Below are 20,127 nucleotides of genomic sequence, written 5' to 3'. Positions count from 1 at the left end.
AGTTTCCAAAGGGGGGGAAGTGGTGCCGCAGAAGGGACTCGAACCCCCGACCCCATCATTACGAATGACGTGCTCTACCAGCTGAGCTACTGCGGCGTGCCGCGCGGGTTAGCACAGGCCCGCGCGGGGGAAAAGGGGGTCAGGCGGATTTCGCCGGATCGCTCGCCCCGATGGGCTCGACATCCGGGCGGACCGGCGGGTTGCCGGTGCCCGCACCGTCGACGGCGTGCGGCGGCACGGTCGTGATGGTCACCACCGTGGCCGCCTCGGCCGGGGTCGCGGCGGTCCGCGACGGGCGGGGCGCCGGATCGGGATGGGTCACGGTCATCGAGGGCGCATAGTCCGATTCCCTCGGCACCATGCCCGGCGGCACGTTGGCGATCTCGGGCGCGTGGCGCGGGCGGGCCGGGGCGGGCGGCACCGCGGCGGACGCCCCAGGACCGGGCGCCCCATGACCGGACGGGCCGGGATCAGGGGCGCTGGCGGACGGGCGTGCCGGATGGGGCAGATGGCGCGGCGCGTCGGTGCCCTCGGCATAGGCGTCGGCCTCGTGGAACGCCTTCTCGGCGTGTTCAGGGCGGCCGACGATCAGCGGCAGCATCTCGACCCCGTTCGTGGTCGTCGCGCGCAGGGGCACGGGCGGTTCGCGCCAGGTCAGCGTGTCGAAGCCGGCGCAGCTGTCGCAGACCGGCGCCCAGTCGGCCATGATGTTGTGGCAGTTGTCGCAGACCCACTGCGGGCCGCGGCTGGCATTGATGGCGCGCGCCAGCCAGCCCCGCACCACGCTGTCATCGGCCCCTTCGCCGCGTTCCACGGCCGCCATGATCGCCAGCGACCGGACCGTGGGATGTTTCTCGGCGAGATCGCCGAGCGCCCGGCGAGCGGCGGGAAAATCCTCGGCCGCAAGGGCCAGTTCGGCCTGCAGCAGGCGCGATTCCTCGTGCGTGGGCGACTGGCGGATCAGATCCTCGAACCGGCGCATCCGCTGTGCGGGCGTCTCGTCGGGAACGATCTCGGCATAGGCCGCGGCCAGGGCGGGGTGCGGCTGCGCGGACCACGCCTTTTGCAGCAGGCGGCTGGCGTTGCGGGTGTCCTTCTGCGCCAGATAGCTGCGCGCGGCCAGCACCGCCGCCGGCACCAGGTCGGGCGAGGCGCGGTTGGCGCTGATCGCGGCCTCGCGCGCGCTGATCGAATTGCCGTGCGCCAGCACTTCGCTGGCCTCCTGCAAGGCCAGGACGGCGTCGCGGCGCAGATGCAGGTCCTGGGGAATCGCGCCCTGCCGGCGCTTGTCCTTCAGCGTGGCGCGCGCGCCTTTCCAGTCATGCGCGCGCGTCTGCAGGCCCAGCAGCGTGTCCTGCAACTCGGGCAGCGACGGCTTCAGCGCATAGGCCTTTTCGGCCAGCTTCAGCGCCTTGTCGGTGTGGCCCAGTGCCATCTGACGCTGCATCAGGCCGCGGATGCCGACAAAGCGGGTGCGGTTGTCGGTCAGCATCTCGCGATAGACGGCGTCGGCCCGGGTCGCATCGCCCGCGACCTCGGCCGCCTGCGCGGCCAGCAGGTTGGTCAGATGCGGCTGGTCCAGGAACCGGGCGGCGCGCGACGCCTTGTCCTGCGCCAGGCGCCCCTCGCCCGAGGCGACGGCCAGCATCCCCTCGGCCAGCGCCTGATAGCCCTTCCGCTCGCGCGAGCGGTCGAAATAGCGGTCGATGGCCGTCTTGTCGCCCATCAGAAAGCGCAGGAACGCCAGCGCCAGCCGCAGGATCTGCACGACCAGCCAGGCCGCCAGGATCAGCACGATCACCGCGACGGCGGCCTGGACCGGACCCAGCGCATATTCGACGCCGTTGAACTGGACGATCAGCGCCTGGCCCGTCTCGGCCAGCCGCATCGCCCCCAGCGCCGCCGCCAGCACCACGGCAAAGAAGAACACGATCTTGAGCAGCGACAGCAGCATCGGGCGGACCTCAGTTGGACGGGGCGGCGGGGGCAGCGGCCGCAGGGGAAGGGGCATCGGCAGGCACGGCGTCGGGACCGGCCGCAGGCGCGGGCTGCGCGTCGGGGGCCGGGGTTGGGGCGGGGGCCGGGGTTGGGGCCGGCGCCGCATCCGGCGATCCCGTGGCGGCGGGCGCGGCCAGTCCGACCACGGCGGCCTGCGCGTCGGCATAGGCGCGCGCCTTTGCGGTCCAGTCGGCCATGGCCGGGCGCGCGGCCTCGGGCAGGGCCTCGATCTCGGCCAGCGCGGCCGGGATGTCGCCGCGCTCGACGGCCTCGCCCGCGCGCGACAGGACCGCGTCGGCGTCGGTGCCCTCGCGGGGCGCGACCGAACGGGCGCCGGTCTGTGCCCGCAGGAAGTTGCCCAATGCGCTGCCCTGACCCTCGGCCGAGCGGGCACGCAGGTCGGCGGCGACCGCCGCCCGTGCCGCCGGGTCGAACTCGGCCACCAGCGTGTCCAGGGGAACGACGGGAACGGTCAGGGCCGCCGGGGGCTCGACGCCCGCGTCGGCCAGCTGGGCGAGGGCGGCGTCGCGCGGCCCTCCGGTGCGGATGGCGGACCCCAAGGCCGCGGCCGCGGCGGCGGACCGGGCGCGCCCGGAGGCGTCCTCGGCCGCCGCTTGCAGTTCGGCCGCCTTGGCCTCGGCCGCGGCAAGCCGGGCGTCCGCCTGGTCGGCGGCCTCGGCGATGCGGGCCTGCGCGGCCTCGGCCTCGGTCGCAAGGGCGATCAGCTGCTCGACCTGCTCCGGACTGGCGCTGGGCCGCGCGGCCAGTTCCTCGATCCGGGCCTGCAGGGGCGCAAGGTCCGGGGCAGGCTGCGCCTGCAGGGCGCCGACCCGTGCGTCCAAGGCGGCAAGCTGTTCGGCCTGCGCGCTCAGCGTTGCGGCCAGGGTGCCGTCGGGCTGCGTGGTGGCCGGAGCCTCGGCGATCAGCTTGCGCGCGGCCTCGGCCCCCGCGGTGCTGGCCGCCTCGCGCGCCTCGGCCAGCAGCTGGTCGCTCTGGCCGGCAAGGCTGGCGCCCTGGGATTTCAGCGCGGCATCGGCCGCGGCGACGGCGGCAGCCTGCGCGGCCTCGACGCTGCGCTGCTCAAGCGCCGACGATTGCGCGGCCAGTTCGGTCCGCACGGCCTCGGCCGCGGCGACGCGGGCCGCCTCGGCCAGGGCGTTGCTGTCCACCGCAGCGGGCGCGGCGGGGGCCGGTTGCCATGCGGCCGGCAGGCGCGGCATCGCCCACCAGGCCCCGCCTGCGCCCAGCCCGGCCGCCACGACCCCGCCCAGGAACAGCGGGGCAAATCCGCCACGCCGCGCGGGCGCGGGTTCAGGGGCGCGCGCCGGCAAAGGCGAGGACGCGGGCCGTTCAGAGGCCGCGGGGGACGCCGCCCGCGCCGAGGCGGCCGAGGACGCGGTGGTCGGGAACGACGTGGCGGGTTCCCCGGACGCGGTTGACCGGGGCAGGGCCGCCGGGTCCGCGTCGTCGGATCTGCCCGCAGCGCCGGCGCCTGACCCCATCGCCGCCGTCTGGCCGGAGGCCGAGGGTTCGGGGCGCAGCGGCTGATCCCCGTCATCATCGTAGGTCAGGCTGTCGCGGCCGGCGGTGTCGCCCGGCGCGGAGGCACGCGTCTTCGGCATCGCGGCCGGACGGTCGCCCCCGGTGCCGAACAGAACCGACTCGATCGCCGGATGGGCGGATGCCGGGGCGGGCGCGTCCGGGCCGGGGCGCGGCGCGGGTCCGGCATCGCGCCTGTCCAGCGCCGCGCCCGGCGCGGCGGCCGCCCTGCCGGCCCGGTCGGTGCCCGCGCCCGTCGCGGCGGGGCCGTCCGTCAGGGGGCCGTCGTCGCTGGCCGGCCGGGACGGGACGGGGTCTTGGGTGCTGTCGATGTCGCTCGTCATGGCGCGGCGGTTCCCTGCGGCGGCGGGCCGCGCGAGGCGGCCGATTCGGTCGATAAATCTGCAAGATCCGGAACGGTCTGCGTGCCGGGTCGGGCCACACTAGACGCGGCGTGCCACCGGCTCAACCCGGGCTTTGCGGGTTTGTTCCCCGGTCCTGCGGGGGCGTGCCGGGGGGCCGGGGCGCCGTCAGGCCAGCGCCGTGCACAGCGCCTCGACCGCCGCCACGACGCCGGGCGCATCGGGGGTGGCGGCCACGACCCGCCGCGCCGCGGGGCCGTCAAAGGCCGCGTCGGCGGCGATGCTGATGGGCGCAAGCCACAGCGGCGCCCGCGCACCCGCCACCGCCGCCGCCGCAAGCCGCGCCGAGCGGGGCGAGAACAGCGGCAGGATCACCGGCGCATCCCCGGCCAGCGCCTGCGCCGCAACCGCCGTCAGGGGCAGCGCGGTCTGGTCGTAGACGACGACCGACGCCAGCCCCAGGTCGGCGGCCACATGCGCGCCCCGGACGTGCAGCCACCCCGGCCCCAGGTCCTGCAGCATCGGCATCAGCCCGGCGGCGTCGCCCGGCCCTGTCCGCGCCTCAAAGCCCGCGGCTTCGGCCGCCAGCGCGGTGCGTGGCCCCACGCAGATCGCGGGGCGCCCCCCTCCGGTCCCCGCAAAGGCGACCCCGTTTTCCGAGGTGAACACCAGCCCCGCCGCCCGGTCCAGCGCCGCCGCATTGTGCGGCACCGGGTCGATTCGCATCAGCGGCGCGATGATGGTGGGCAGGCCCAGCCCGGCAAGGTCCCGCGCCAGCCTGCCGGCGGCGGCTTCGGGGCGGGTGATCAGCAGGACGGGCATGGGGTCGCCCCGGTCGAAAAGTTGCGCGCACATGGTGTTTTCCTTGTCCCGGTGCTAACCGGACCCCGACCGACTAGGCGCTTGCGCCTCTGGAACTCAACCCCCCGCGGCGCCCGGACCCCCATGACCCTGACGTTCCTTGGCATCGAAAGCAGTTGCGACGACAGCGCCGCCGCGGTGGTGCAGGGCGACGGGGTGATCCGGTCCTCGGTCGTCAGCGGCCAGCAGGCCCTGCACGCGGCCTTTGGCGGCGTCGTGCCCGAGATTGCCGCCCGCGCCCATGCGGAACGCCTGGACGGCTGCGTCGAGCAGGCGCTGGCGGGGGCGGGCCTGGGCCTGCGCGACCTGGACGGCATCGCGGTCACGGCGGGGCCGGGGCTGATCGGCGGGGTCATGGCGGGGGTGATGCTGGCCAAGGGGCTGGCCGCCGGCAGCGGGCTGCCGCTGGTGGGCGTGAACCACCTGGCCGGTCACGCCCTGACGCCGCGGCTGACCGACGCAGCGGCGTTTCCCTATCTGATGCTGCTGGTGTCGGGGGGGCACTGCCAGTTCCTGCGCGTGGACGGACCCGAGGATTTCACGCGGCTGGGCGGCACCATCGACGACGCGCCCGGCGAGGCGTTCGACAAGGTCGCCAAGCTTCTGGGCCTGCCCCAGCCCGGCGGTCCCGCGGTCGAGGCCGAGGCGGCGCGCGGCGATCCTGCCGCCCTGCGCCTGCCGCGCCCGCTGCTGGACCGGCCCGGCTGCGACCTGAGCTTTTCGGGGCTGAAGACCGCCGTGCTGCGCGCCCGGGACGAGGCCGTGGCCGCAGAGGGCGGGCTGCGCCTGCAGGACCGCGCCGACATCTGCGCCGCGTTCCAGGCGGCGGTGGCCGAGGTGCTGGCGGAAAAGACCCGGCGGGCACTGGCGGGGTCAGGCGTGCCGCTGCTGGCGGTCGCGGGCGGGGTGGCCGCGAACGCGGCGGTCCGGTCGGCGCTGGACGGGGTGGCGCGCGAACGGGGCGTACGGTTCCTGGCCCCGCCGCTGGCGCTGTGCACCGACAACGCCGCGATGATCGCCTGGGCCGGGATCGAGCGGTTCCGCCTGGGCCACCGCGACGGCCTGGACCTGGCCGCGCGGCCGCGCTGGCCGCTGGACCGGGCTGCGGCACCGATGCTGGGCGCCGGCAAGCGGGGCGCCAAGGCATGAGCGTCGCCGTCCTGGGGGCGGGCGCCTTCGGCACGGCGCTGGCCGTGGCGCTGGCGGCCCGCGGGCCGGTCGTGCTGTGGGGCCGGCGCATCGACTGGCAGGGCGAGAACCCGCACCTGCCGGGCGTCACCCTGCCCGCCGGCATCACCGTGACCGACCGGATCGCAGACGCGCTGTCCGCCGGGGCCGCAGGTTCCGGCGCCTCGGTGCTGCTGGTCGCCATACCCGCGCAGGCGCTGTCGGGGTTCCTGGACGCCAACCGCGCCGTGCTGGATCGCCGCGCACTGGTCAGCTGCGCCAAGGGCATCGACCTTGCGTCGGGCCGCTCGCCCGCCGGGATGCTGGGGGCCGCCTGTCCGGGCGCGACCGTCGCCGTGCTGACCGGTCCCAGCTTTGCGGCTGACATTGCCCGCGGCCTGCCCACCGCGCTGACGCTGGCCTGCGCGGACGCGGCGGCGGGGCAGCGGCTGCAGCACGCGCTGGCCACGCCCGCGCTGCGGCTTTACCGCACGACGGACGTCACCGGGGCGGAACTGGGCGGCGCGCTCAAGAACGTCATCGCCATTGCGGCGGGCGCGGCGATCGGCGCGGGCCTGGGCGACAGCGCGCGCGCCGCCATCGTGACCCGTGGCTTTGCCGAAATGGCGCGCTTTGCCGCCGCGCGGGGCGCCGATCCCGACACGCTGGCGGGGCTGTCCGGTCTGGGCGACCTGATCCTGACGGCGACATCGGCCCAGTCGCGCAACTTTCGCTTTGGCGTGGCCCTGGGGCAGGGCGCGCCCTTCGATCCCGCGATCACGGTCGAGGGCGCGGCCACGGCGCGGGCCGTGGCGGGCCTTGCCGCGCGGGGCGGGATCGAGATGCCGATCTCGGCCCTGGTCGCCGGGCTTGCCGAGGGCGCGATCGACGTTAAACAGGCGATGGACCAGCTGCTGGCCCGTCCGCTCAAGGAGGAATGATGCCGCTTTACGCCGTGATCTGCCGGGACAAGCCCGGCGCGCTGCAGACCCGCATCGACACGCGCCCGGCGCATCTGGCCCATCTGAAGGACAGCGGCATCGTCCGCATGGCCGGCCCGCTGATCGAGGAGGGCGAGATGCGCGGCTCGCTGGTCGTGCTGGACTGCGACGACATCGCCGCGGCGCGGGCGTGGGCCGACGCCGATCCCTATCGCGCGGCGGGACTGTTCCAGTCCTCCGAGGTCATCGAGTGGAACAAGGTGATCGGATGAGCCGCCGCTGGCTGTTCAAGTCCGAACCCGACGTGTTCGGCTGGGACGCGCTGGTCGGACGCGGCCAGGCGGGCGAGGAATGGAACGGCGTCCGGTCCGCCCAGGCCCGCAACCTGATGCGCCAGATGGCGGTGGGCGACCGGGGGTTCTTCTATCACTCCAACATCGGCAAGCAGATCGTCGGCATCGTCGAGGTGATCGCCCCGGCCCATCCCGATTCGACGGACGCCAGCGGCACGTGGGAGTGCGTCGACCTGCGCGCGGTGGCGCCGCTGGCCCGCCCGCTGTCGCTGGCCGAGATCAAGGCCGATCCGGGGCTGGCCGACATGGTGCTGGTGCGCAACGCCCGGCTGTCGGTGCAGCCGGTCACGGACGGGGAATGGGACCGCATCGTGGCGCTGTCCGGGGGCGAGGCCACCGACGGCAGGGTCTACGACGGCAAGACAGGGGACTGAGATGGAACTGATGATCGTCATCGCCGCTGCGATCCTGGCATGGGTGCTGGGCGCGTTGTGGTATCGGCTGACGGGGCGGATGTACGCCCACGCCTCGGCCTTGCAGGTCCGCAACATCGGCGACCCGCGCCGCACCTCGGTCGTGCCCTATATGCTGGCGGGGGTGGCGCTGGTCGCCGTCGCGGCCATGATGCGCGTGCTGTTCGTGCGCGCCGGCATCGACGGGATCGTCGCGGGGCTGGTCTGGGGCAGCGCCCTTGGCGCCTTTGCAGTCGCGCCGTGGTTCCTGATCGAGAACACCTATTCCCCGCGCCCGGCCATGATGACGGTCATCGACATGGGCTATGCGGTGCTGGCCTGCGCGGTGATCGGCGCGGTGATGGGCGGGATCTGACAGGGGCGGGCTGGCCGATCAGGCCGCCGGTGCCCGGCCCCGGCGAGGGGCCGGTTGGACCGGGCCGCGGCCGGTGATGGCAATCCGCTTGGCGCGGGTGTCCGGCAGCCGCCGCCATCTCGCCTCGCCTTGCCGCGCCTTTCGTCTCTCGTTCCGCTTCGCAGCCCGGCCGTCCGCGCTTGCCCGTCCCCGTCGCGGCCGTCCCTGTTCCCAGTTCTTCTCGCGGCCCGGTCCTTCCATTCCGTCGCGCCCCGCAGCCCGCCCCGCGCCTTGCCCTTCCGGCGCATGCTTCCTAAGACCCCCCAGGACAGACCGGAGGATTGACATGGCGCGCGGACCCAGGGTGATCGTGGACAGGCCCGCCACGAAACGCGTCGGCGCGCTGCGGTCGCTGTGGCCGTTCCTGCGGCCCTATCGGGTGCTGGTGCTGGCGGCGCTGCTGGCGCTGATGCTGACCGCGGGCATCAGCCTGATCCTGCCGGTCGCGGTGCGCCGGGTCGTGGACGGGTTCAACGAGGGCGCGGAACTGCTCGATCAGTATTTCCTGGCCGCGCTGGGCATCACCGCCGCGCTGGCGGTGGGTACGGCACTGCGCTATGCGCTGGTCACGCGGCTGGGCGAGCGGGTCGTGGCCGACATCCGCCGCGCCGTGTTCGATCGCGTCATCGGCCTGTCGCCCGCGTTCTATGAACGCGTGATGACCGGCGAGATCATCAGCCGCATCACCACCGACACCACGCTGATCCTGTCTGTCATCGGATCGTCGGTGTCGCTGGCCCTGCGCCAGGCGCTGGTGGCGGTCGGCGGGCTGGTCATGCTGCTGATCACCTCGGCCAAGCTGACGGGGCTGTTGCTGCTGGTGGTGCCGCTGGTGCTGGCGCCGATCATCATCCTGGGCCGCCGGCTGCGCGGCCTCTCGCGCGAGAACCAGGACTGGATCGCGGCGTCCTCGGGCTCTGCCTCGGAAAGCCTGCTCGCGGCGCAGACCGTGCAGGCCTTTACCGCCGAGGCCGCGACCCGCGCCGCCTTCACCGATGTGACCGAGAAATCCTTTGCCGCCGCCCGCCGCCGCATCGCCACCCGTGCGGTGATGACCGCGCTGGTGATCTTCCTGATCTTCGCCGGCGTCACCGGGGTTTTGTGGATCGGGGCCCGCGACGTGCGGATGGGCGCGATGACCGTGGGCGAGCTGGTGCAGTTCGTCATCTATTCCGTGATGGTCGCCGGTTCGGTGGGCGCCCTGTCCGAACTGTGGGGCGAGATGCAGCGCGCCGCCGGCGCGACCGAGCGGCTGGGCGAGCTTCTGGCCACGCAGGACACGCTGCTCGATCCCGCCGACCCCGTGCCCCTGCCGCACCCCGCCCGCGGCCAGATCGACCTGGACCGGGTCAGCTTCCATTATCCCTCGCGGCCCGACGTGTCGGCGCTGAACGACGTGACGCTGAACATCGCGCCGGGCGAAACCGTCGCGCTGGTCGGCCCCTCGGGGGCGGGCAAGACCACGGTCGTCCAGTTGATCCAGCGATTCTGGGACCCGGAACGGGGCAGCGTCAGCATCGACGGGATCGACCTGCGCCGCATGGCGCGGGCCGATTTCCGCCGCGCCATCGCGCTGGTCCCGCAGGACCCGGTGATCTTCGGCGCGACCGCGCGCGACAACATCCGCTTTGGCCGCCCCGAGGCGACGGACGCCGAGATCGAGGCCGCCGCCCGCGCCGCCCATGCGCACGAGTTCCTGACCGCGCTGCCCGACGGCTACAACAGCTTCGTGGGCGAACGCGGGGTGATGCTGTCGGGCGGCCAGAAACAGCGCATCGCCATCGCCCGTGCCATCCTGCGCGACGCGCCGATCCTGCTGCTGGACGAGGCGACCAGCGCGCTGGACGCGGAATCCGAGCGGCTGGTGCAGGATGCCGTGGACGCGCTGGCCCGCGGCCGCACCACGATCATCGTGGCCCACCGGCTGGCCACGGTGAAAAAGGCCGACCGCATCGTGGTCATGCAGGACGGCCGCATCGTCCAGCAGGGCACTCATGATGACCTAGTGGCGCAGGGCGGGCTGTATGCGCGGCTGGCGCGGTTGCAGTTCACCGACCGCTAGCGCAGCATCGCCCGCATCAGCGACCGGAATCGCCGCCCGTATGGGGGCGCGATCAGCGCGGTGGCGTTCCAGCGCGCCTGCACCATCACCGGCGCCAGATGCGACATCCGGTCGAACCCGGCCCGGCCGTGATAGGCGCCCATGCCGCTGGCGCCGACGCCCCCGAACGGCAGGTCGTGCTGGGCCACGTGCAGCAGCGTGTCGTTGACCGTGACGCCGCCCGCGACCACCGCATCCAGCAGCCGCTCGCGCGTCGCGCGGTCGTCGGTGAACGGATAGAACGCCAGCGGCCTGGGATGGCGCGCGATCACCGCCAGGGCCTCGTCCAGCGAGGCATAGGGCACGACCGGAAGGACGGGGCCGAAGATCTCCTGCTCGGCCAGCGGCCCGGCGGCGTCGGTCACGATCACCGGCGGCAGCAGCCGGCGCGCGGGGTCGGGGGCCGCATCGCTGAGCGGATGCAGCGTCGCGCCCTGCGCGGTGGCGTCCCCGATCCAGGCCGACAGGCGGTCGAACTGCGCGGCCGAGATGATGGTGGTATAGTCGGGGTTGCGGTCCAGCCGCGGATAGTGCCGCCCCACCCAGGCCCGGCACGCGGCGATGAAATCGTCCGCCCGGTCCGCGGGCACCAGCGCATAATCCGGGGCGATGCAGGTCTGGCCCGCGTTCAGCATCTTGCCGGCCATGATTCGCCCGGCCGCGTGATCCAGCCGCGCATCCGGCGCGACCAGCGCGGGCGACTTGCCGCCCAGCTCCAGCGTGACGGGGGTCAGGTTCGCGGCGGCGGCTTCCATGACCCTGCGCCCCACGGCGGTCGAGCCGGTGAACAGCAGGTGGTCCCAGGGCAGGGCGGTGAAGGCCGCGGCGACCTCGGGACCGCCGGTGACGGCCGCGACCTCGGCCGGGTCGAAATGCCGCGCGATCAGGGCCGCGAAGCGTTCGGCGAACTGCGGGGCGTGTTCCGACAGCTTGATGATCGCCCGGTTGCCCGCCACCAGCGCCGCCGTCAGCGGCCCCGCCGACAGCATCAGCGGATAGTTCCAGGGCGCGACGATCCCCACCACGCCCAGCGGCTGCGGCCGGATCAGGGCGCGGGCGGGGCGAAACCACAGCCCGACGCCCGCCCGGCGTGGGGCCATCCAGCGGCGGCCGTGGCGGCGGGCATGGGCAAGGCCGTCCAGAACGGGAAACAGCTCGGCCAGTTCGGTTTCCGCCGCGGGGCGCTGGCCAAAGTCGGCGGCGATGGCGCGGGTCAGACCGGCGCGCTCGTCGCGCAACGCGCGGTCCAGCGTGTCCAGCCGCGCAAGCCGGGTGGGCCAGTCCGCTGTCGCCTGCGCGCGGCTGGCGTGGTGCTGGGCGTCAAACAGGGTGCGGGCGTCGTCGGAAGACAGGGGCGACATCAGGCGGCCTTTCTGCGGGCATCGGTCAATCGCGGCGCGGTCCCTGCGGCGGCCCGAAAGCCGCGCCTGTTTTCCGTGCCCGCCGGCGCCTGCTTGCGGTAAGATCGGCGCATGGACACGCTGTTTTCCCTTCCCGACCCCGAGGCGCTGTATCGCGCGCTGACCACCCGCGATCCCGCGTACGAGGGGCGCGCCCTGGTCGGCGTGACGACCACCGGCATATTCTGCCGCCTGACCTGCCCCGCGCGCAAGCCCCGGCCCGAACACTGCCGCTGGTTCGACAGCCCCGCCGCCGCGCTGGGCGCCGGGTTCCGGCCGTGCCGGCGCTGTCATCCGCTGGGCCCGCAGGCCGACGGCGACCCGGTGGTGCGCCGGATGCTGGCCGCGCTCGCCGCCGACCCGACGCGCCGCTGGACCGAGGCCGAGGTGGCCGCGACCGGCCTTGACCCGTCCACCGTGCGCCGCGCCTTTCGCCGCCACTACGGCATCAGCTTTCTGGACCTGGCGCGGCAGATGCGGCTGCGCGCAGGCGTGGGCGCGCTGCAGGGCGGCGCCCCGGTGATCGAGGCGCAGCTGGACGCGGGCTTCGACAGCGCCTCGGGGTTCCGCGAGGCGTTCGCCCGGCTGTTCGGCCATCCCCCCCGCGCCCTGACCCACGGCGCGCCGGGGCTGGTGGCCGACTGGATCGACACGCCGCTGGGCGGGATGATCGTGCTGGCCGATGCAGGCAGCCTGCACCTGCTGGAATTCGTGGACCGCAAGGCCCTGGGGGCCAGTCTGCGTGCGGTGTCGGCGGCGGCCGGCGGGCGGATCGGGCTTGGCCGCACCGCCGTCACCGACGCCGTCCAGACGCAGCTTGCCGAGTATTTCGCCGCCCGGCGCGCCGTCTTCGACCTGCCGCTGACCCTGCACGGCACCCCCTTTCAGCGCGCCGTCTGGCAGGCGCTGGTGGCGATCCCGGCGGGTGCGACCGTCAGCTATGGCGATCTGGCCGCGGGGCTGGGGCGGCCGTCCGCGGCGCGGGCCGTGGCGCGCGCGAACGGGGCCAACCGGATCGCCATCGTCGTGCCCTGTCACCGGGTGATCGGCGCGGACGGCACGCTGACCGGCTATGCCGGCGGGCTGTGGCGCAAGCAGGCGCTGATCGACATCGAGCGGCGGCTGGCCCTGGGACAGCCATAGCCCGCGCGGCCCTGTGGCGCTTGCGCCGCGGCCGGGCGACGCGTATTGTGGGCAATGGTCTTTTCCGTGGTGGGTCCGCCTTGCCGATCTCTCGTCGTCATGCCGTCCGGGGGCTGATGCTTGCCCTTGCCGTCTCGGCCGTTCCGGTCGGGTCGGCGGCGCGCGCGCCGGCGGACGGGATTGCGCCCAGGGGTCTGGCGCTGGTCATGGTGGACCGCGCCGGATGCAGCTTTTGCGACGCCTGGCGGCGCGAGATCCTGCCGGGCTATGGCGCCCATGCGATCGGCCGCGCCCTGCCGCTGGCCGTCGTGCCGATCGACGGGCCCTGGCCCGACGGGCTGGTGCTGGACCGCGCGCCCCAGATCACGCCCAGTTTCCTGATCCTGCGCGACCGGGTCGAGATCGCGCGGCTGGAAGGATATCCCGGCGCGCGCCATTTCTGGGCCGCGCTCGATGACCTGATCCTTGCGGCGCGGCCCCGGGGGACAGGGTGACCGCGCTGCGGGACCCGGGCGCCGGCGCCGGCGCGCCGGACCCGTCGCTGCCCGTTCCCCCCATGGACCCCGAGACGATGGCCGCCCGCGCGGCCGAGGCGACGGCCCTGCTGAAGTCGCTGGCGCACGAGGGGCGGATGATGATCCTGTGTCATCTGGTCGCCGGCGAGAAAAGCGTGGGCGAACTGGAAACGCTGCTCGGCCAGCGGCAGGCGACCGTCAGCCAGCAGCTTGCCCGCCTGCGCGAGGACGGGCTGGTCCGCTGCCGCCCCGAGGGCAAGGCCCGCCTTTATGCGCTGGCCGACGACCGCGTGGTCGAGGTGGTCGGCGCGCTGCACCGGGTCTTTTGCGGCCACTAGGCGCAGGCGCTGACCGCAAGCGCCCTTTTGTCCCCCCTGCCGCTGCGCTAAAGCCTGCGCGACCGCTTGCGACAGGACCCGAGCCATGCACGACATCCGCATCATCCGCGACGATCCCGACGGCTTTGATGCCGCCCTGGCACGGCGCGGGCTGGCGCCGATGTCGCCCGCGGTCCTGGCCCTGGACGCCGAGCGGCGCGCCCGCATCGCCGAGGCCGAGACGGCGCAGGCCGAGCAGAACCGGGCCAGCAAGGAGGTCGGGGCCGCGAAGGCGCGCGGCGACGAGGCCGGGTTCGCCCGGCTGCGCGCGCTGGTTGCCGACAGCAAGGCCCGGGTCGCCGCCCAGTCCGCCCGCGCCGAGGCGCTGGACCGCGAGCTGCGCGATCTGCTGATGACCATTCCCAACCTGCCGCTGCCCTCGGTGCCCGATGGCGCGGACGAGGGCGGCAACGTCGAGATCCGCCGCTGGGGCGAGCCGCGCGCGCTGGACTTTGCGCCGGTCGAGCATTTCGACATCGCGGGTGTCCGCGGTGGCATGGATTTCGCCACCGCGGCCAAGCTGTCGGGGGCGCGCTTCGTCGTGCTCAGGGGGGCGGTGGCGCGCATCCACCGGGCCCTTGCGCAGTTCATGCTGGACCTGCACGTCGCCCGCCACGGGCTTGAGGAGACCTGGACCCCGGTGCTGGTCCTGTCCGAGATGATGGAGGGCACCGGCCAGCTGCCCAAGTTCGGCGAGGACAGCTATCAGACGCGCGAGGGCTGGTGGCTGATCCCCACGGCCGAGGTGACGCTGACCAACACGGTCAACGGCGAGCTGGTCGATCAGGCCAGCCTGCCGCGCCGGATGGTCGGCCATACGCAGTGCTTCCGGTCCGAGGCGGGGTCGGCCGGGCGCGACACCGCGGGGATGCTGCGCCAGCACCAGTTCGAAAAGGTCGAGATGGTGTCGATCACCGACGCGGCCGGCGGCCTGGCCGAACATGCCCGCATGACCGGCTGCGCCCAGGCCGTGCTGGAGGCGCTGGGCCTGCCCTATCGCACGATCGTGCTGTGCACGGGCGACATGGGGTTCGGCGCGCGGATCACCCATGACCTCGAGGTGTGGCTGCCGGGGCAGGGCTGCTTCCGCGAGATTTCCTCGGTCAGCTATTGCGGCGATTTCCAGGCGCGGCGGATGAACGCGCGCTATCGCCCCGAAGGCGGCGGCCGCCCCGAGTTCGTCCACACGCTGAACGGGTCGGGGCTGGCCGTCGGGCGGGCGCTGATCGCCGTGCTGGAAAACGGCCAGCAGGCCGACGGATCGGTCGATCTGCCGGCGGCGCTGCATCCCTATCTGGCGGGCGCGACGCGGCTGGGGGCGGATGGTCGCCTGGCCTGAGGTGCCCCCGTGCCCGCGCCCCGAACCGCGGGGCGAAACGTGGAACCCGCCTTGCCCCGCGGGGCGTTGGGCTGCATGTTCCGCGCGATCGCTGCATTCCTTGAAAGCTTTGCCGTCGCGTGTTTCGCGCTGACGACGCTGGCGGTCGCGGTGGCGGAACGGCAGGCCCCCTCGCCCGCACCGGGTCTTGCGACGCTGGACGCGCTGATGCCGGGGGCGGGCGGCGCGTCGATCCCTCAGGTGCCGATGGGGCTGGTCGCGCAGCCGGTGAACGGGGCGCTGTGGTCGCTGCTGTGGCTGGCGATCGCCAGCGGGTTCGCCCATGTCGCCGTGCGCCTGTGCCGGCGGTTCCGGGGCCCCCCGCGGATCATGGTCACGGTCGGGTTGCTGGCCGCGGCGCTTGCCCCCTGGATCGTCTATCGCTCGCAGGTGATCGGCCTGTCGATCGGGGTTCTGGGGATTCTGGCGCTGGTCCAGGGGCTGTTCGACGACACGGCGGCCGAGGGGGACGAGGACTGGGGCCTGGTGCCCCTGGGCGTCCTGACGGCCTGGGTGTTGCTGTCGATCCTGGGCGCCACGGGCGTGACGTTGCAGGGCTGGCTGGGCCTCGACCCCCAGCGCGCGGCGTTGCTGATGCTGCTGGGCGTGTCGCTGGCAGGCGCGCGCATCCAGTTGTCGCTGGGCCGCAACATCGCGTTCTCGCTGACGCTGATCTGGGCGATGATCGGCATCGCCGCAGCGGCGCTGGGGGGCAGCATGACCGTGGCAACCGCCTGCGTGCTGGGCATCTCGTCGCTGGCGGTGGTGATCGTGCGGGTGACGACCTGACCGGCGCGGGCGCCGCCACTAGTCCCCGGCCGGCGTCCAATAGGCATAGCCGCCGACGGGGCTGAACCCCAGCGCCGCATACAGTGCCAGCGCAGGCGCGTTGTCGCGCAGGACGGCCAGCGCCAGCGCCTCGGCCCCCGCCCCGGCGCCCAGGCTGGCGGCCCGGCAGGTCATCCATCCGGCCAGCCCGCGCCGGCGCAGCCAGGGCACGACGACCAGCGCGTGCAGCATGGCGATCCGGCCCGCGACGGCGACAAAGGCGCAGCCGGCCGCGCGATCCTCGATCCGCCCGAGGATGGCCCATTTCGGCCCCGCCACCCGGTCCATGACCGCCTGCCGGGACGGCCCCACGTCCATCTGGGTCCACAGGTCGCGCTGGATGGCCAGCGGCGGCCACAGCGGCAGCGCCGTGACCGGCGGGACCGGCCGCCCGGCCAGCGCCGCGATGGGGGCCTGCAACAGCACGGTCGCGCGCGAGGGCTGCCACCCGCGCCCGGCCAGCGCCTGCGACAGGCGGTGGTCGTCGTCCCCGACCGCGATCAGGGGCGGCTGGTCCCAGCCGCGCTGGAGCGCGACCGCCGCGTCGATGTCGTCCGGCTGCCAGTGGCCCGTGGCGCGGGCGGCGCTGACCCGCCCGCCGCCGCCCAGTCCGCGGCCGACCTGCAATCCGCCGGCGCGGGCATACTCGGCGGCCGGCCAGGTCGCCTGGAACGCCGCGTCCAGGTCGGCCGGGATCACAGGCCCAGCCGTGCGCCCAGGGCGGCCGCGGCGGCGGCCACCCGCTGTCCGTCCAGCCCGCGGATGACCAGGTTGGTCCCGTAGACGCCCTCGCGGCTGAACGGATAGCTGCCCAGCGACAGGTCGGCAAACGCGCGCGCGACCTCTCGCAGGCCGTCGGCCACCTCGGATTCGGGGCGGTCCACCTCGATGGTGTGGCTGACCGGGGGGCGGCCGGGGTTCAGGCGTGGCACCAGCGCCTCGACCATGCTGCGGAACACCTCGGGCACGCCCGCCATGACATGGGTGCCGCCGATGGAAAACCCGGGCGCCGCGGACGCCGCATTCTCGATCAGCGTCGCGCCGACGGGGATGCGGGCCATGCGCAGGCGGTTTTCCGTCATCTCGACCCCACGCGCGGCCCAGCGCTCGACCAGCACGCGGCGCGCGTCCTCGTTGATCTCGATGGGCGTGCCAAAGGCGTCGGCCACGGCGTCGGCGGTGATGTCGTCGTGGGTGGGCCCGATCCCCCCCGAGGTGAAGACCAGATCCCACGCGCCCCCCAGCGTCCGGTCCAGCGCGCGCAGCGCCGACACGATGGCGGCGTGCTCGTCGGCGACGACGCGGATCTCGCGCAGGTCGATGCCGATGCCGTTCAGGACGCCGGCCAGGTGGTGGGCATTCGAATCCCGGGTGCGCCCGGACAGCAGTTCATCGCCGATCAGAAGGATGGCGGCGGTCGGATTGTCGGATTGCATCGGTGGCTCCCGTGTTCGGGGCATCATGCCCGCGCGCGGGGGGCTGGAACAAGGGGCGGGCGCGGACTATCTGGTCGGGGAACGAAAGGACCGGCCATGAACGACGCGCGCGTGACTCGCGAAGGAATCCGCATCCACGCCCCCGAGGATTTCGCGGGGATGCGCGCCGCGGGCCGCATGGCGGCGCTGATCCTGGACGAGGTCGGCCCCCTGGTCACGCCCGGCGTCACCACCGCCGCGCTGGACGATTTCATCCGCCACCGGGTCGAAGCGCTGGACCTGACCAGCGCCACCATCGGCTATCGCGGCTATCAACACGCCAGCTGCATCAGCGTGAACCATGTCGTCTGCCACGGCATCCCCGGCGACAAGGTGCTGGCCGACGGCGACATCCTGAACATCGACGTGACGGTGATCCTGGACGGCTGGTTCGGCGACAGCTCGCGCATGTACGTGGCCGGCACCCCCAGCGTAAAGGCGCGGCGGCTGATCCAGGTCACGCACGACGCCCTGATGAAGGGGATCGAGGCCGTGCGCCCCGGCGCCACCTTCGGCGACGTGGGCGCGGCGATCCAGACCTGGGTCGAGGCGCACAAGATGTCGGTCGTGCGCGATTTCTGTGGCCACGGGCTTGGCCGCGTGTTCCATGCCCCGCCGAACGTGCTGCACTATGGCCGCCCCGGCCGGGGGGCGGTGCTGGAGGAGGGGATGTTCTTCACCATCGAGCCGATGGTGAACCTCGGCCGGCCTGAAACCAAGGTGCTGGGCGACGACTGGACGGCTGTCACCCGCGACCGCTCGCTGTCGGCGCAGTTCGAGCATGCGGTCGGCGTGACTGCGGACGGGTGCGAGATCTTTACCCTGTCGCCGGGCGGTCTGTTCTATCCCGCGATCTGACGCCGGGGGCGCCGCCGACCGGGGCGCTGCCCCGGACCCCGGGATACTTGAGCAAGAAAGAAGATCAGGCGCCTGCCGACAGCCGGTCCATGATGGCCTGGCGTTCGTTGTCCGGCATCGTGGCCCAGCGGGCGATCTCGTCCAGGGTGCGACCGCAGGCGGTGCAGATGCGGGTCGCCGGGTCCAACGCGCAGATCCTGCGGCACGGGCTGGCGACGGTCATTCGGCGGCCAGATGGCGCAGCCGGTCCAGCGCCCCTTGCAGGATATAACCCGCCGCGACCTGGTCGATGACCTCGGCCCGGCGCTTGCGCGATGTGTCGGCCTCGAGCAGCGCGCGTTCGGCGGCGACCGTGGACAGGCGCTCGTCCCAGAAGGCGATGGGCAGCGGCGTCAGCCGGTCGAGGTTGCGGGCAAAGGCGCGGGTGGACTGGGCGCGCGGCCCTTCGGAGCCGTCCATGTTGCGGGGCAGGCCCAGCACCAGCCCCACCAGCCCGCGGTCCGCCGCGATCCGCAGCAGGGCGGCGGCGTCCAGCGTGAATTTCTCGCGCCGGATCACCGTCAGGGGCGAGGCGACCTGCCGCAGCCCGTCGCTGACGGCGACGCCGATGGTCTTTGTGCCGAGGTCGAGCCCCGCGACCGCCCCGGTGCGGGGCAGCGCGGCGGCGAAATCGGCCATCTCGGCGCAGATCACAGGCCCGCGCCCGTGGCCGCGTCGTTCAGCGCCGCCAGTTCGGCCGCGTCGCCCTGCAGCGCGGCCCGGCCCTGGTCCAGCATGGCGCGGGCCTTGTCCATCTGGCCGGTGACGGTCAGCGCGCCCACCAGCCGCCCCCATTCCGCGCCCGTGCCGCCGGTCGTGGTCAGCCGATCCTCGAGCTGCCGGACCATCCCGGCGATCATCTGCTGGCGTTCCTCGGGGGTCATGTCCTGGGCAGCGGCGACGGCGGCCGCGTCGGGGCCGGGCATCGCGGGGGCCGCGCCCTCGGCCGCGCCGCCCGCTGGCGGGGGCTGGTAATCGGCGTGGCCGGCCAGCCAGGCCAGGTCGGGAATCACTTGCCGGATCGGCGCGATCCAGGGCGCGTCCTCGGGGCCGCGTTCCAGCAGGCCGCGCCAGATCGGAAAGGCCAGGTCGGGCCGGTCGGTCTGCGCCAGCATCAGCCCGCGCATGTAGAGCGCCTGCCCGTTCTGCGGGTCGAGCGCCAGGGCGCGGTCCAGCGCCGCCTCGGCCTCGGGCGTGACAAGGCCGCCGGCCGCCTCGACCATCAGGGCGGCCAGGCGGGCGTGGTCAAGCGCCCCGGCGCGGTCGCCCAGGCTCTCGACCAGTTGCGACTGGGCGGTCCGCGCGGCCACCAGGTTGCCCAGCCTCAGCTCGTGCTCGGCCAGCAGCGCCAGACCCTGCGGGTCGCCGGGGTTGCGCGCCACGGCCTCGCGCAGCTTGTCGATCAGCTCGACATAGGCGGGGTCGGGGGTCGCAACCGAAATCGGGGGCGCCGTGCGTTCCGCCTCGGCCTGCGTCGGGCGGCCGTTGTAGCGCGCCTCGGCCGCGGCGACCCGCACGGTCAGCGGCGCGTCGGGCAGGCGGGGGGCGCCCAGCCACGCGTAAAGCGCCCCGGCCCCCCCCAGCAGCACGGCCAGCAGCGCGATGGCGACCGCCCCCCGCCCGGCCGTCACCGTGCGCGGCGACTGCGCGGCCAGTGCGCGATCGGCCTCCAGCACCTTGCGGCCGATCTCGGTGCGCAGGCGGTCGGCCTCGTCCGGGGTCAGCACGCCGCGGGACAGGTCGCGGTCGACCTCGCGCAGCTGGTCGCGATAGACGCGCAGGTCAAAGGCCGCGGCGGGTTCCGCCACCCGGCCCCCGCGCAGGAACGGCAGCAGCAGGGCCACCGCCACCAGCACCGTCATCGCCGCCGCCATCACCCAGAACATCGCCGCCTCCCGATTGGTCCGATGGACAGATAGGCAGTTTCGCCGCCGGGGAAAAGCGCAAGGACGCCGCAGCCCGGTGGGCAGCGCAAATGGGCGGCG

The 20,127-nt window shown here is 73.9% G+C and carries 21 protein-coding genes and 1 tRNA gene; 12 read left to right on the top strand and 10 right to left on the bottom strand.

Annotation, left to right across the window (positions count from 1 at the left end):
• Positions 1-20: 20 nt before the first annotated feature.
• The 4 genes from DPQ23_RS06275 to DPQ23_RS06260 form a co-directional block, all read right to left on the bottom strand.
• Positions 21-96, bottom strand: a tRNA-Thr gene (locus DPQ23_RS06275).
• A 43-nt stretch (positions 97-139) separates the two neighbouring features.
• On the bottom strand, positions 140-1,954 hold the full coding sequence (locus DPQ23_RS06270) for a heme biosynthesis protein HemY (RefSeq protein WP_112873835.1): 1,815 nt from the start codon (positions 1,952-1,954) through the stop codon (positions 140-142).
• A gap of 10 nt (positions 1,955-1,964) precedes the next feature.
• Positions 1,965-3,881, bottom strand: a complete 1,917-nt coding sequence (locus tag DPQ23_RS15380) for a COG4223 family protein (protein ID WP_162630653.1) — start codon at positions 3,879-3,881, stop codon at positions 1,965-1,967.
• Positions 3,882-4,067: 186 nt separating this feature from the next.
• Positions 4,068-4,754, bottom strand: a complete 687-nt coding sequence (locus DPQ23_RS06260; protein ID WP_112873833.1) for a uroporphyrinogen-III synthase — start codon at positions 4,752-4,754, stop codon at positions 4,068-4,070.
• A 90-nt stretch (positions 4,755-4,844) separates the two neighbouring features.
• Here DPQ23_RS06260 and tsaD point away from each other — a divergent pair, with 90 nt between their 5' ends.
• The 6 genes from tsaD (at position 4,845) to DPQ23_RS06230 (ending at position 10,090) form a co-directional block, all read left to right on the top strand.
• Positions 4,845-5,909, top strand: a complete 1,065-nt coding sequence (tsaD, locus tag DPQ23_RS06255) for a tRNA (adenosine(37)-N6)-threonylcarbamoyltransferase complex transferase subunit TsaD (RefSeq protein WP_112873832.1) — start codon at positions 4,845-4,847, stop codon at positions 5,907-5,909.
• Positions 5,906-6,868: an NAD(P)H-dependent glycerol-3-phosphate dehydrogenase gene (locus DPQ23_RS06250; protein ID WP_112873831.1), complete on the top strand. Its 963-nt coding sequence runs from the start codon at positions 5,906-5,908 to the stop codon at positions 6,866-6,868. The genes tsaD and DPQ23_RS06250 overlap by 4 nt, the downstream gene beginning before the upstream one ends.
• Positions 6,865-7,140, top strand: coding sequence for a YciI family protein (locus DPQ23_RS06245; RefSeq protein WP_112873830.1), 276 nt, complete (start codon positions 6,865-6,867; stop codon positions 7,138-7,140). Before DPQ23_RS06250 ends, DPQ23_RS06245 begins: the two co-directional genes overlap by 4 nt.
• The gene (locus DPQ23_RS06240; protein ID WP_112873829.1) at positions 7,137-7,595 is read left to right on the top strand and encodes an EVE domain-containing protein; all 459 of its coding nucleotides are present in this window, start codon (positions 7,137-7,139) and stop codon (positions 7,593-7,595) included. The genes DPQ23_RS06245 and DPQ23_RS06240 overlap by 4 nt, the downstream gene beginning before the upstream one ends.
• A 1-nt stretch (position 7,596) precedes the next feature.
• The gene (locus DPQ23_RS06235) at positions 7,597-7,989 is read left to right on the top strand and encodes a DUF1761 domain-containing protein (RefSeq protein WP_112873828.1); all 393 of its coding nucleotides are present in this window, start codon (positions 7,597-7,599) and stop codon (positions 7,987-7,989) included.
• Positions 7,990-8,314: 325 nt separating this feature from the next.
• Positions 8,315-10,090, top strand: coding sequence for an ABC transporter transmembrane domain-containing protein (locus DPQ23_RS06230; RefSeq protein ID WP_112873827.1), 1,776 nt, complete (start codon positions 8,315-8,317; stop codon positions 10,088-10,090).
• Here the strand turns inward: DPQ23_RS06230 and DPQ23_RS06225 are convergent.
• The gene (locus tag DPQ23_RS06225; RefSeq protein WP_112873826.1) at positions 10,087-11,490 is read right to left on the bottom strand and encodes a coniferyl aldehyde dehydrogenase; all 1,404 of its coding nucleotides are present in this window, start codon (positions 11,488-11,490) and stop codon (positions 10,087-10,089) included. The two genes, DPQ23_RS06230 and DPQ23_RS06225, sit on opposite strands and share 4 nt — an antisense overlap.
• A 111-nt stretch (positions 11,491-11,601) precedes the next feature.
• Between DPQ23_RS06225 and DPQ23_RS06220 the strand changes: the two genes are divergently transcribed.
• From DPQ23_RS06220 to DPQ23_RS06200, 5 genes are all read left to right on the top strand, one after another.
• Positions 11,602-12,672 (top strand): bifunctional transcriptional activator/DNA repair enzyme AdaA, encoded by a 1,071-nt coding sequence (locus DPQ23_RS06220; protein ID WP_112873825.1) that lies wholly within the window; start codon positions 11,602-11,604, stop codon positions 12,670-12,672.
• Between the two features lie 116 nt (positions 12,673-12,788).
• Entirely contained in the window at positions 12,789-13,166 is a 378-nt protein-coding gene (locus DPQ23_RS06215; protein WP_240602491.1) for a SoxS protein, read from the top strand.
• A 62-nt stretch (positions 13,167-13,228) separates the two neighbouring features.
• Positions 13,229-13,525, top strand: a complete 297-nt coding sequence (locus DPQ23_RS06210) for an ArsR/SmtB family transcription factor (RefSeq protein ID WP_112873859.1) — start codon at positions 13,229-13,231, stop codon at positions 13,523-13,525.
• 85 nt (positions 13,526-13,610) lie between these two features.
• Positions 13,611-14,903 (top strand): serine--tRNA ligase, encoded by a 1,293-nt coding sequence (serS, locus tag DPQ23_RS06205; RefSeq protein ID WP_112873824.1) that lies wholly within the window; start codon positions 13,611-13,613, stop codon positions 14,901-14,903.
• A 75-nt stretch (positions 14,904-14,978) separates the two neighbouring features.
• Positions 14,979-15,731, top strand: a complete 753-nt coding sequence (locus DPQ23_RS06200) for a hypothetical protein (RefSeq protein ID WP_162630652.1) — start codon at positions 14,979-14,981, stop codon at positions 15,729-15,731.
• 18 nt (positions 15,732-15,749) lie between these two features.
• Here the strand turns inward: DPQ23_RS06200 and DPQ23_RS06195 are convergent, their stop codons facing one another.
• Together DPQ23_RS06195 and DPQ23_RS06190 are read right to left on the bottom strand one after the other, a co-directional pair.
• The gene (locus DPQ23_RS06195) at positions 15,750-16,469 is read right to left on the bottom strand and encodes a GNAT family N-acetyltransferase (RefSeq protein ID WP_240602489.1); all 720 of its coding nucleotides are present in this window, start codon (positions 16,467-16,469) and stop codon (positions 15,750-15,752) included.
• Positions 16,466-17,206: a competence/damage-inducible protein A gene (locus tag DPQ23_RS06190; RefSeq protein WP_112873822.1), complete on the bottom strand. Its 741-nt coding sequence runs from the start codon at positions 17,204-17,206 to the stop codon at positions 16,466-16,468. Before DPQ23_RS06190 ends, DPQ23_RS06195 begins: the two co-directional genes overlap by 4 nt.
• A 96-nt stretch (positions 17,207-17,302) precedes the next feature.
• On the opposite strand from DPQ23_RS06190, the gene map reads away from it, so the two are divergent.
• A complete protein-coding gene (gene map / locus DPQ23_RS06185) occupies positions 17,303-18,103 on the top strand; it encodes a type I methionyl aminopeptidase (protein WP_112873821.1) in 801 nt (266 codons plus the stop codon).
• 64 nt (positions 18,104-18,167) lie between these two features.
• On the opposite strand, the gene DPQ23_RS06180 is transcribed toward map, so the two are convergent.
• From DPQ23_RS06180 to ccmI, 3 genes are read right to left on the bottom strand one after another with little or no spacing between them, the layout of a single operon-like run.
• Positions 18,168-18,326 carry a DUF1289 domain-containing protein gene (locus DPQ23_RS06180; protein ID WP_112873820.1) on the bottom strand — a complete coding sequence of 53 codons (159 nt, stop codon included), beginning with the start codon at positions 18,324-18,326 and terminating at the stop codon, positions 18,168-18,170.
• Positions 18,323-18,781, bottom strand: coding sequence for a Holliday junction resolvase RuvX (ruvX, locus tag DPQ23_RS06175; protein WP_112873857.1), 459 nt, complete (start codon positions 18,779-18,781; stop codon positions 18,323-18,325). The genes DPQ23_RS06180 and ruvX overlap by 4 nt, the downstream gene beginning before the upstream one ends.
• Before the next feature lie 11 nt (positions 18,782-18,792).
• Positions 18,793-20,028 carry a c-type cytochrome biogenesis protein CcmI gene (gene ccmI, locus DPQ23_RS06170; RefSeq protein ID WP_112873819.1) on the bottom strand — a complete coding sequence of 412 codons (1,236 nt, stop codon included), beginning with the start codon at positions 20,026-20,028 and terminating at the stop codon, positions 18,793-18,795.
• Positions 20,029-20,127 lie beyond the last annotated feature (99 nt).

Source organism: Paracoccus endophyticus (assembly GCF_003286075.1).
Taxonomy (GTDB): domain Bacteria; phylum Pseudomonadota; class Alphaproteobacteria; order Rhodobacterales; family Rhodobacteraceae; genus Paracoccus; species Paracoccus endophyticus.
Note: the sequence above shows the minus strand (reverse complement) of the source record. Positions and strands in the feature narration are given on the sequence as shown.

Excerpts from the sequence above, each read along its gene's own strand:
- DPQ23_RS15380 (WP_162630653.1), bottom strand. The coding sequence starts at position 3,881 with ATGACGAGCGACATCGACAGCACCCAAGACCCCGTCCCGTCCCGGCCG.
- ruvX (WP_112873857.1), bottom strand. The coding sequence starts at position 18,781 with ATGGCCGATTTCGCCGCCGCGCTGCCCCGCACCGGGGCGGTCGCGGGG.
- DPQ23_RS06230 (WP_112873827.1), top strand. The coding sequence starts at position 8,315 with ATGGCGCGCGGACCCAGGGTGATCGTGGACAGGCCCGCCACGAAACGC.
- DPQ23_RS06245 (WP_112873830.1), top strand. The coding sequence starts at position 6,865 with ATGATGCCGCTTTACGCCGTGATCTGCCGGGACAAGCCCGGCGCGCTG.
- serS (WP_112873824.1), top strand. The coding sequence starts at position 13,611 with ATGCACGACATCCGCATCATCCGCGACGATCCCGACGGCTTTGATGCC.
- DPQ23_RS06210 (WP_112873859.1), top strand. The coding sequence starts at position 13,229 with ATGGACCCCGAGACGATGGCCGCCCGCGCGGCCGAGGCGACGGCCCTG.
- DPQ23_RS06225 (WP_112873826.1), bottom strand. The coding sequence starts at position 11,490 with ATGTCGCCCCTGTCTTCCGACGACGCCCGCACCCTGTTTGACGCCCAG.
- DPQ23_RS06190 (WP_112873822.1), bottom strand. The coding sequence starts at position 17,206 with ATGCAATCCGACAATCCGACCGCCGCCATCCTTCTGATCGGCGATGAA.
- DPQ23_RS06250 (WP_112873831.1), top strand. The coding sequence starts at position 5,906 with ATGAGCGTCGCCGTCCTGGGGGCGGGCGCCTTCGGCACGGCGCTGGCC.
- ccmI (WP_112873819.1), bottom strand. The coding sequence starts at position 20,028 with ATGTTCTGGGTGATGGCGGCGGCGATGACGGTGCTGGTGGCGGTGGCC.
- DPQ23_RS06240 (WP_112873829.1), top strand. The coding sequence starts at position 7,137 with ATGAGCCGCCGCTGGCTGTTCAAGTCCGAACCCGACGTGTTCGGCTGG.
- DPQ23_RS06200 (WP_162630652.1), top strand. The coding sequence starts at position 14,979 with ATGTTCCGCGCGATCGCTGCATTCCTTGAAAGCTTTGCCGTCGCGTGT.
- DPQ23_RS06235 (WP_112873828.1), top strand. The coding sequence starts at position 7,597 with ATGGAACTGATGATCGTCATCGCCGCTGCGATCCTGGCATGGGTGCTG.
- DPQ23_RS06180 (WP_112873820.1), bottom strand. The coding sequence starts at position 18,326 with ATGACCGTCGCCAGCCCGTGCCGCAGGATCTGCGCGTTGGACCCGGCG.
- map (WP_112873821.1), top strand. The coding sequence starts at position 17,303 with ATGAACGACGCGCGCGTGACTCGCGAAGGAATCCGCATCCACGCCCCC.
- DPQ23_RS06220 (WP_112873825.1), top strand. The coding sequence starts at position 11,602 with ATGGACACGCTGTTTTCCCTTCCCGACCCCGAGGCGCTGTATCGCGCG.
- DPQ23_RS06215 (WP_240602491.1), top strand. The coding sequence starts at position 12,789 with ATGCTTGCCCTTGCCGTCTCGGCCGTTCCGGTCGGGTCGGCGGCGCGC.
- tsaD (WP_112873832.1), top strand. The coding sequence starts at position 4,845 with ATGACCCTGACGTTCCTTGGCATCGAAAGCAGTTGCGACGACAGCGCC.
- DPQ23_RS06270 (WP_112873835.1), bottom strand. The coding sequence starts at position 1,954 with ATGCTGCTGTCGCTGCTCAAGATCGTGTTCTTCTTTGCCGTGGTGCTG.
- DPQ23_RS06260 (WP_112873833.1), bottom strand. The coding sequence starts at position 4,754 with ATGTGCGCGCAACTTTTCGACCGGGGCGACCCCATGCCCGTCCTGCTG.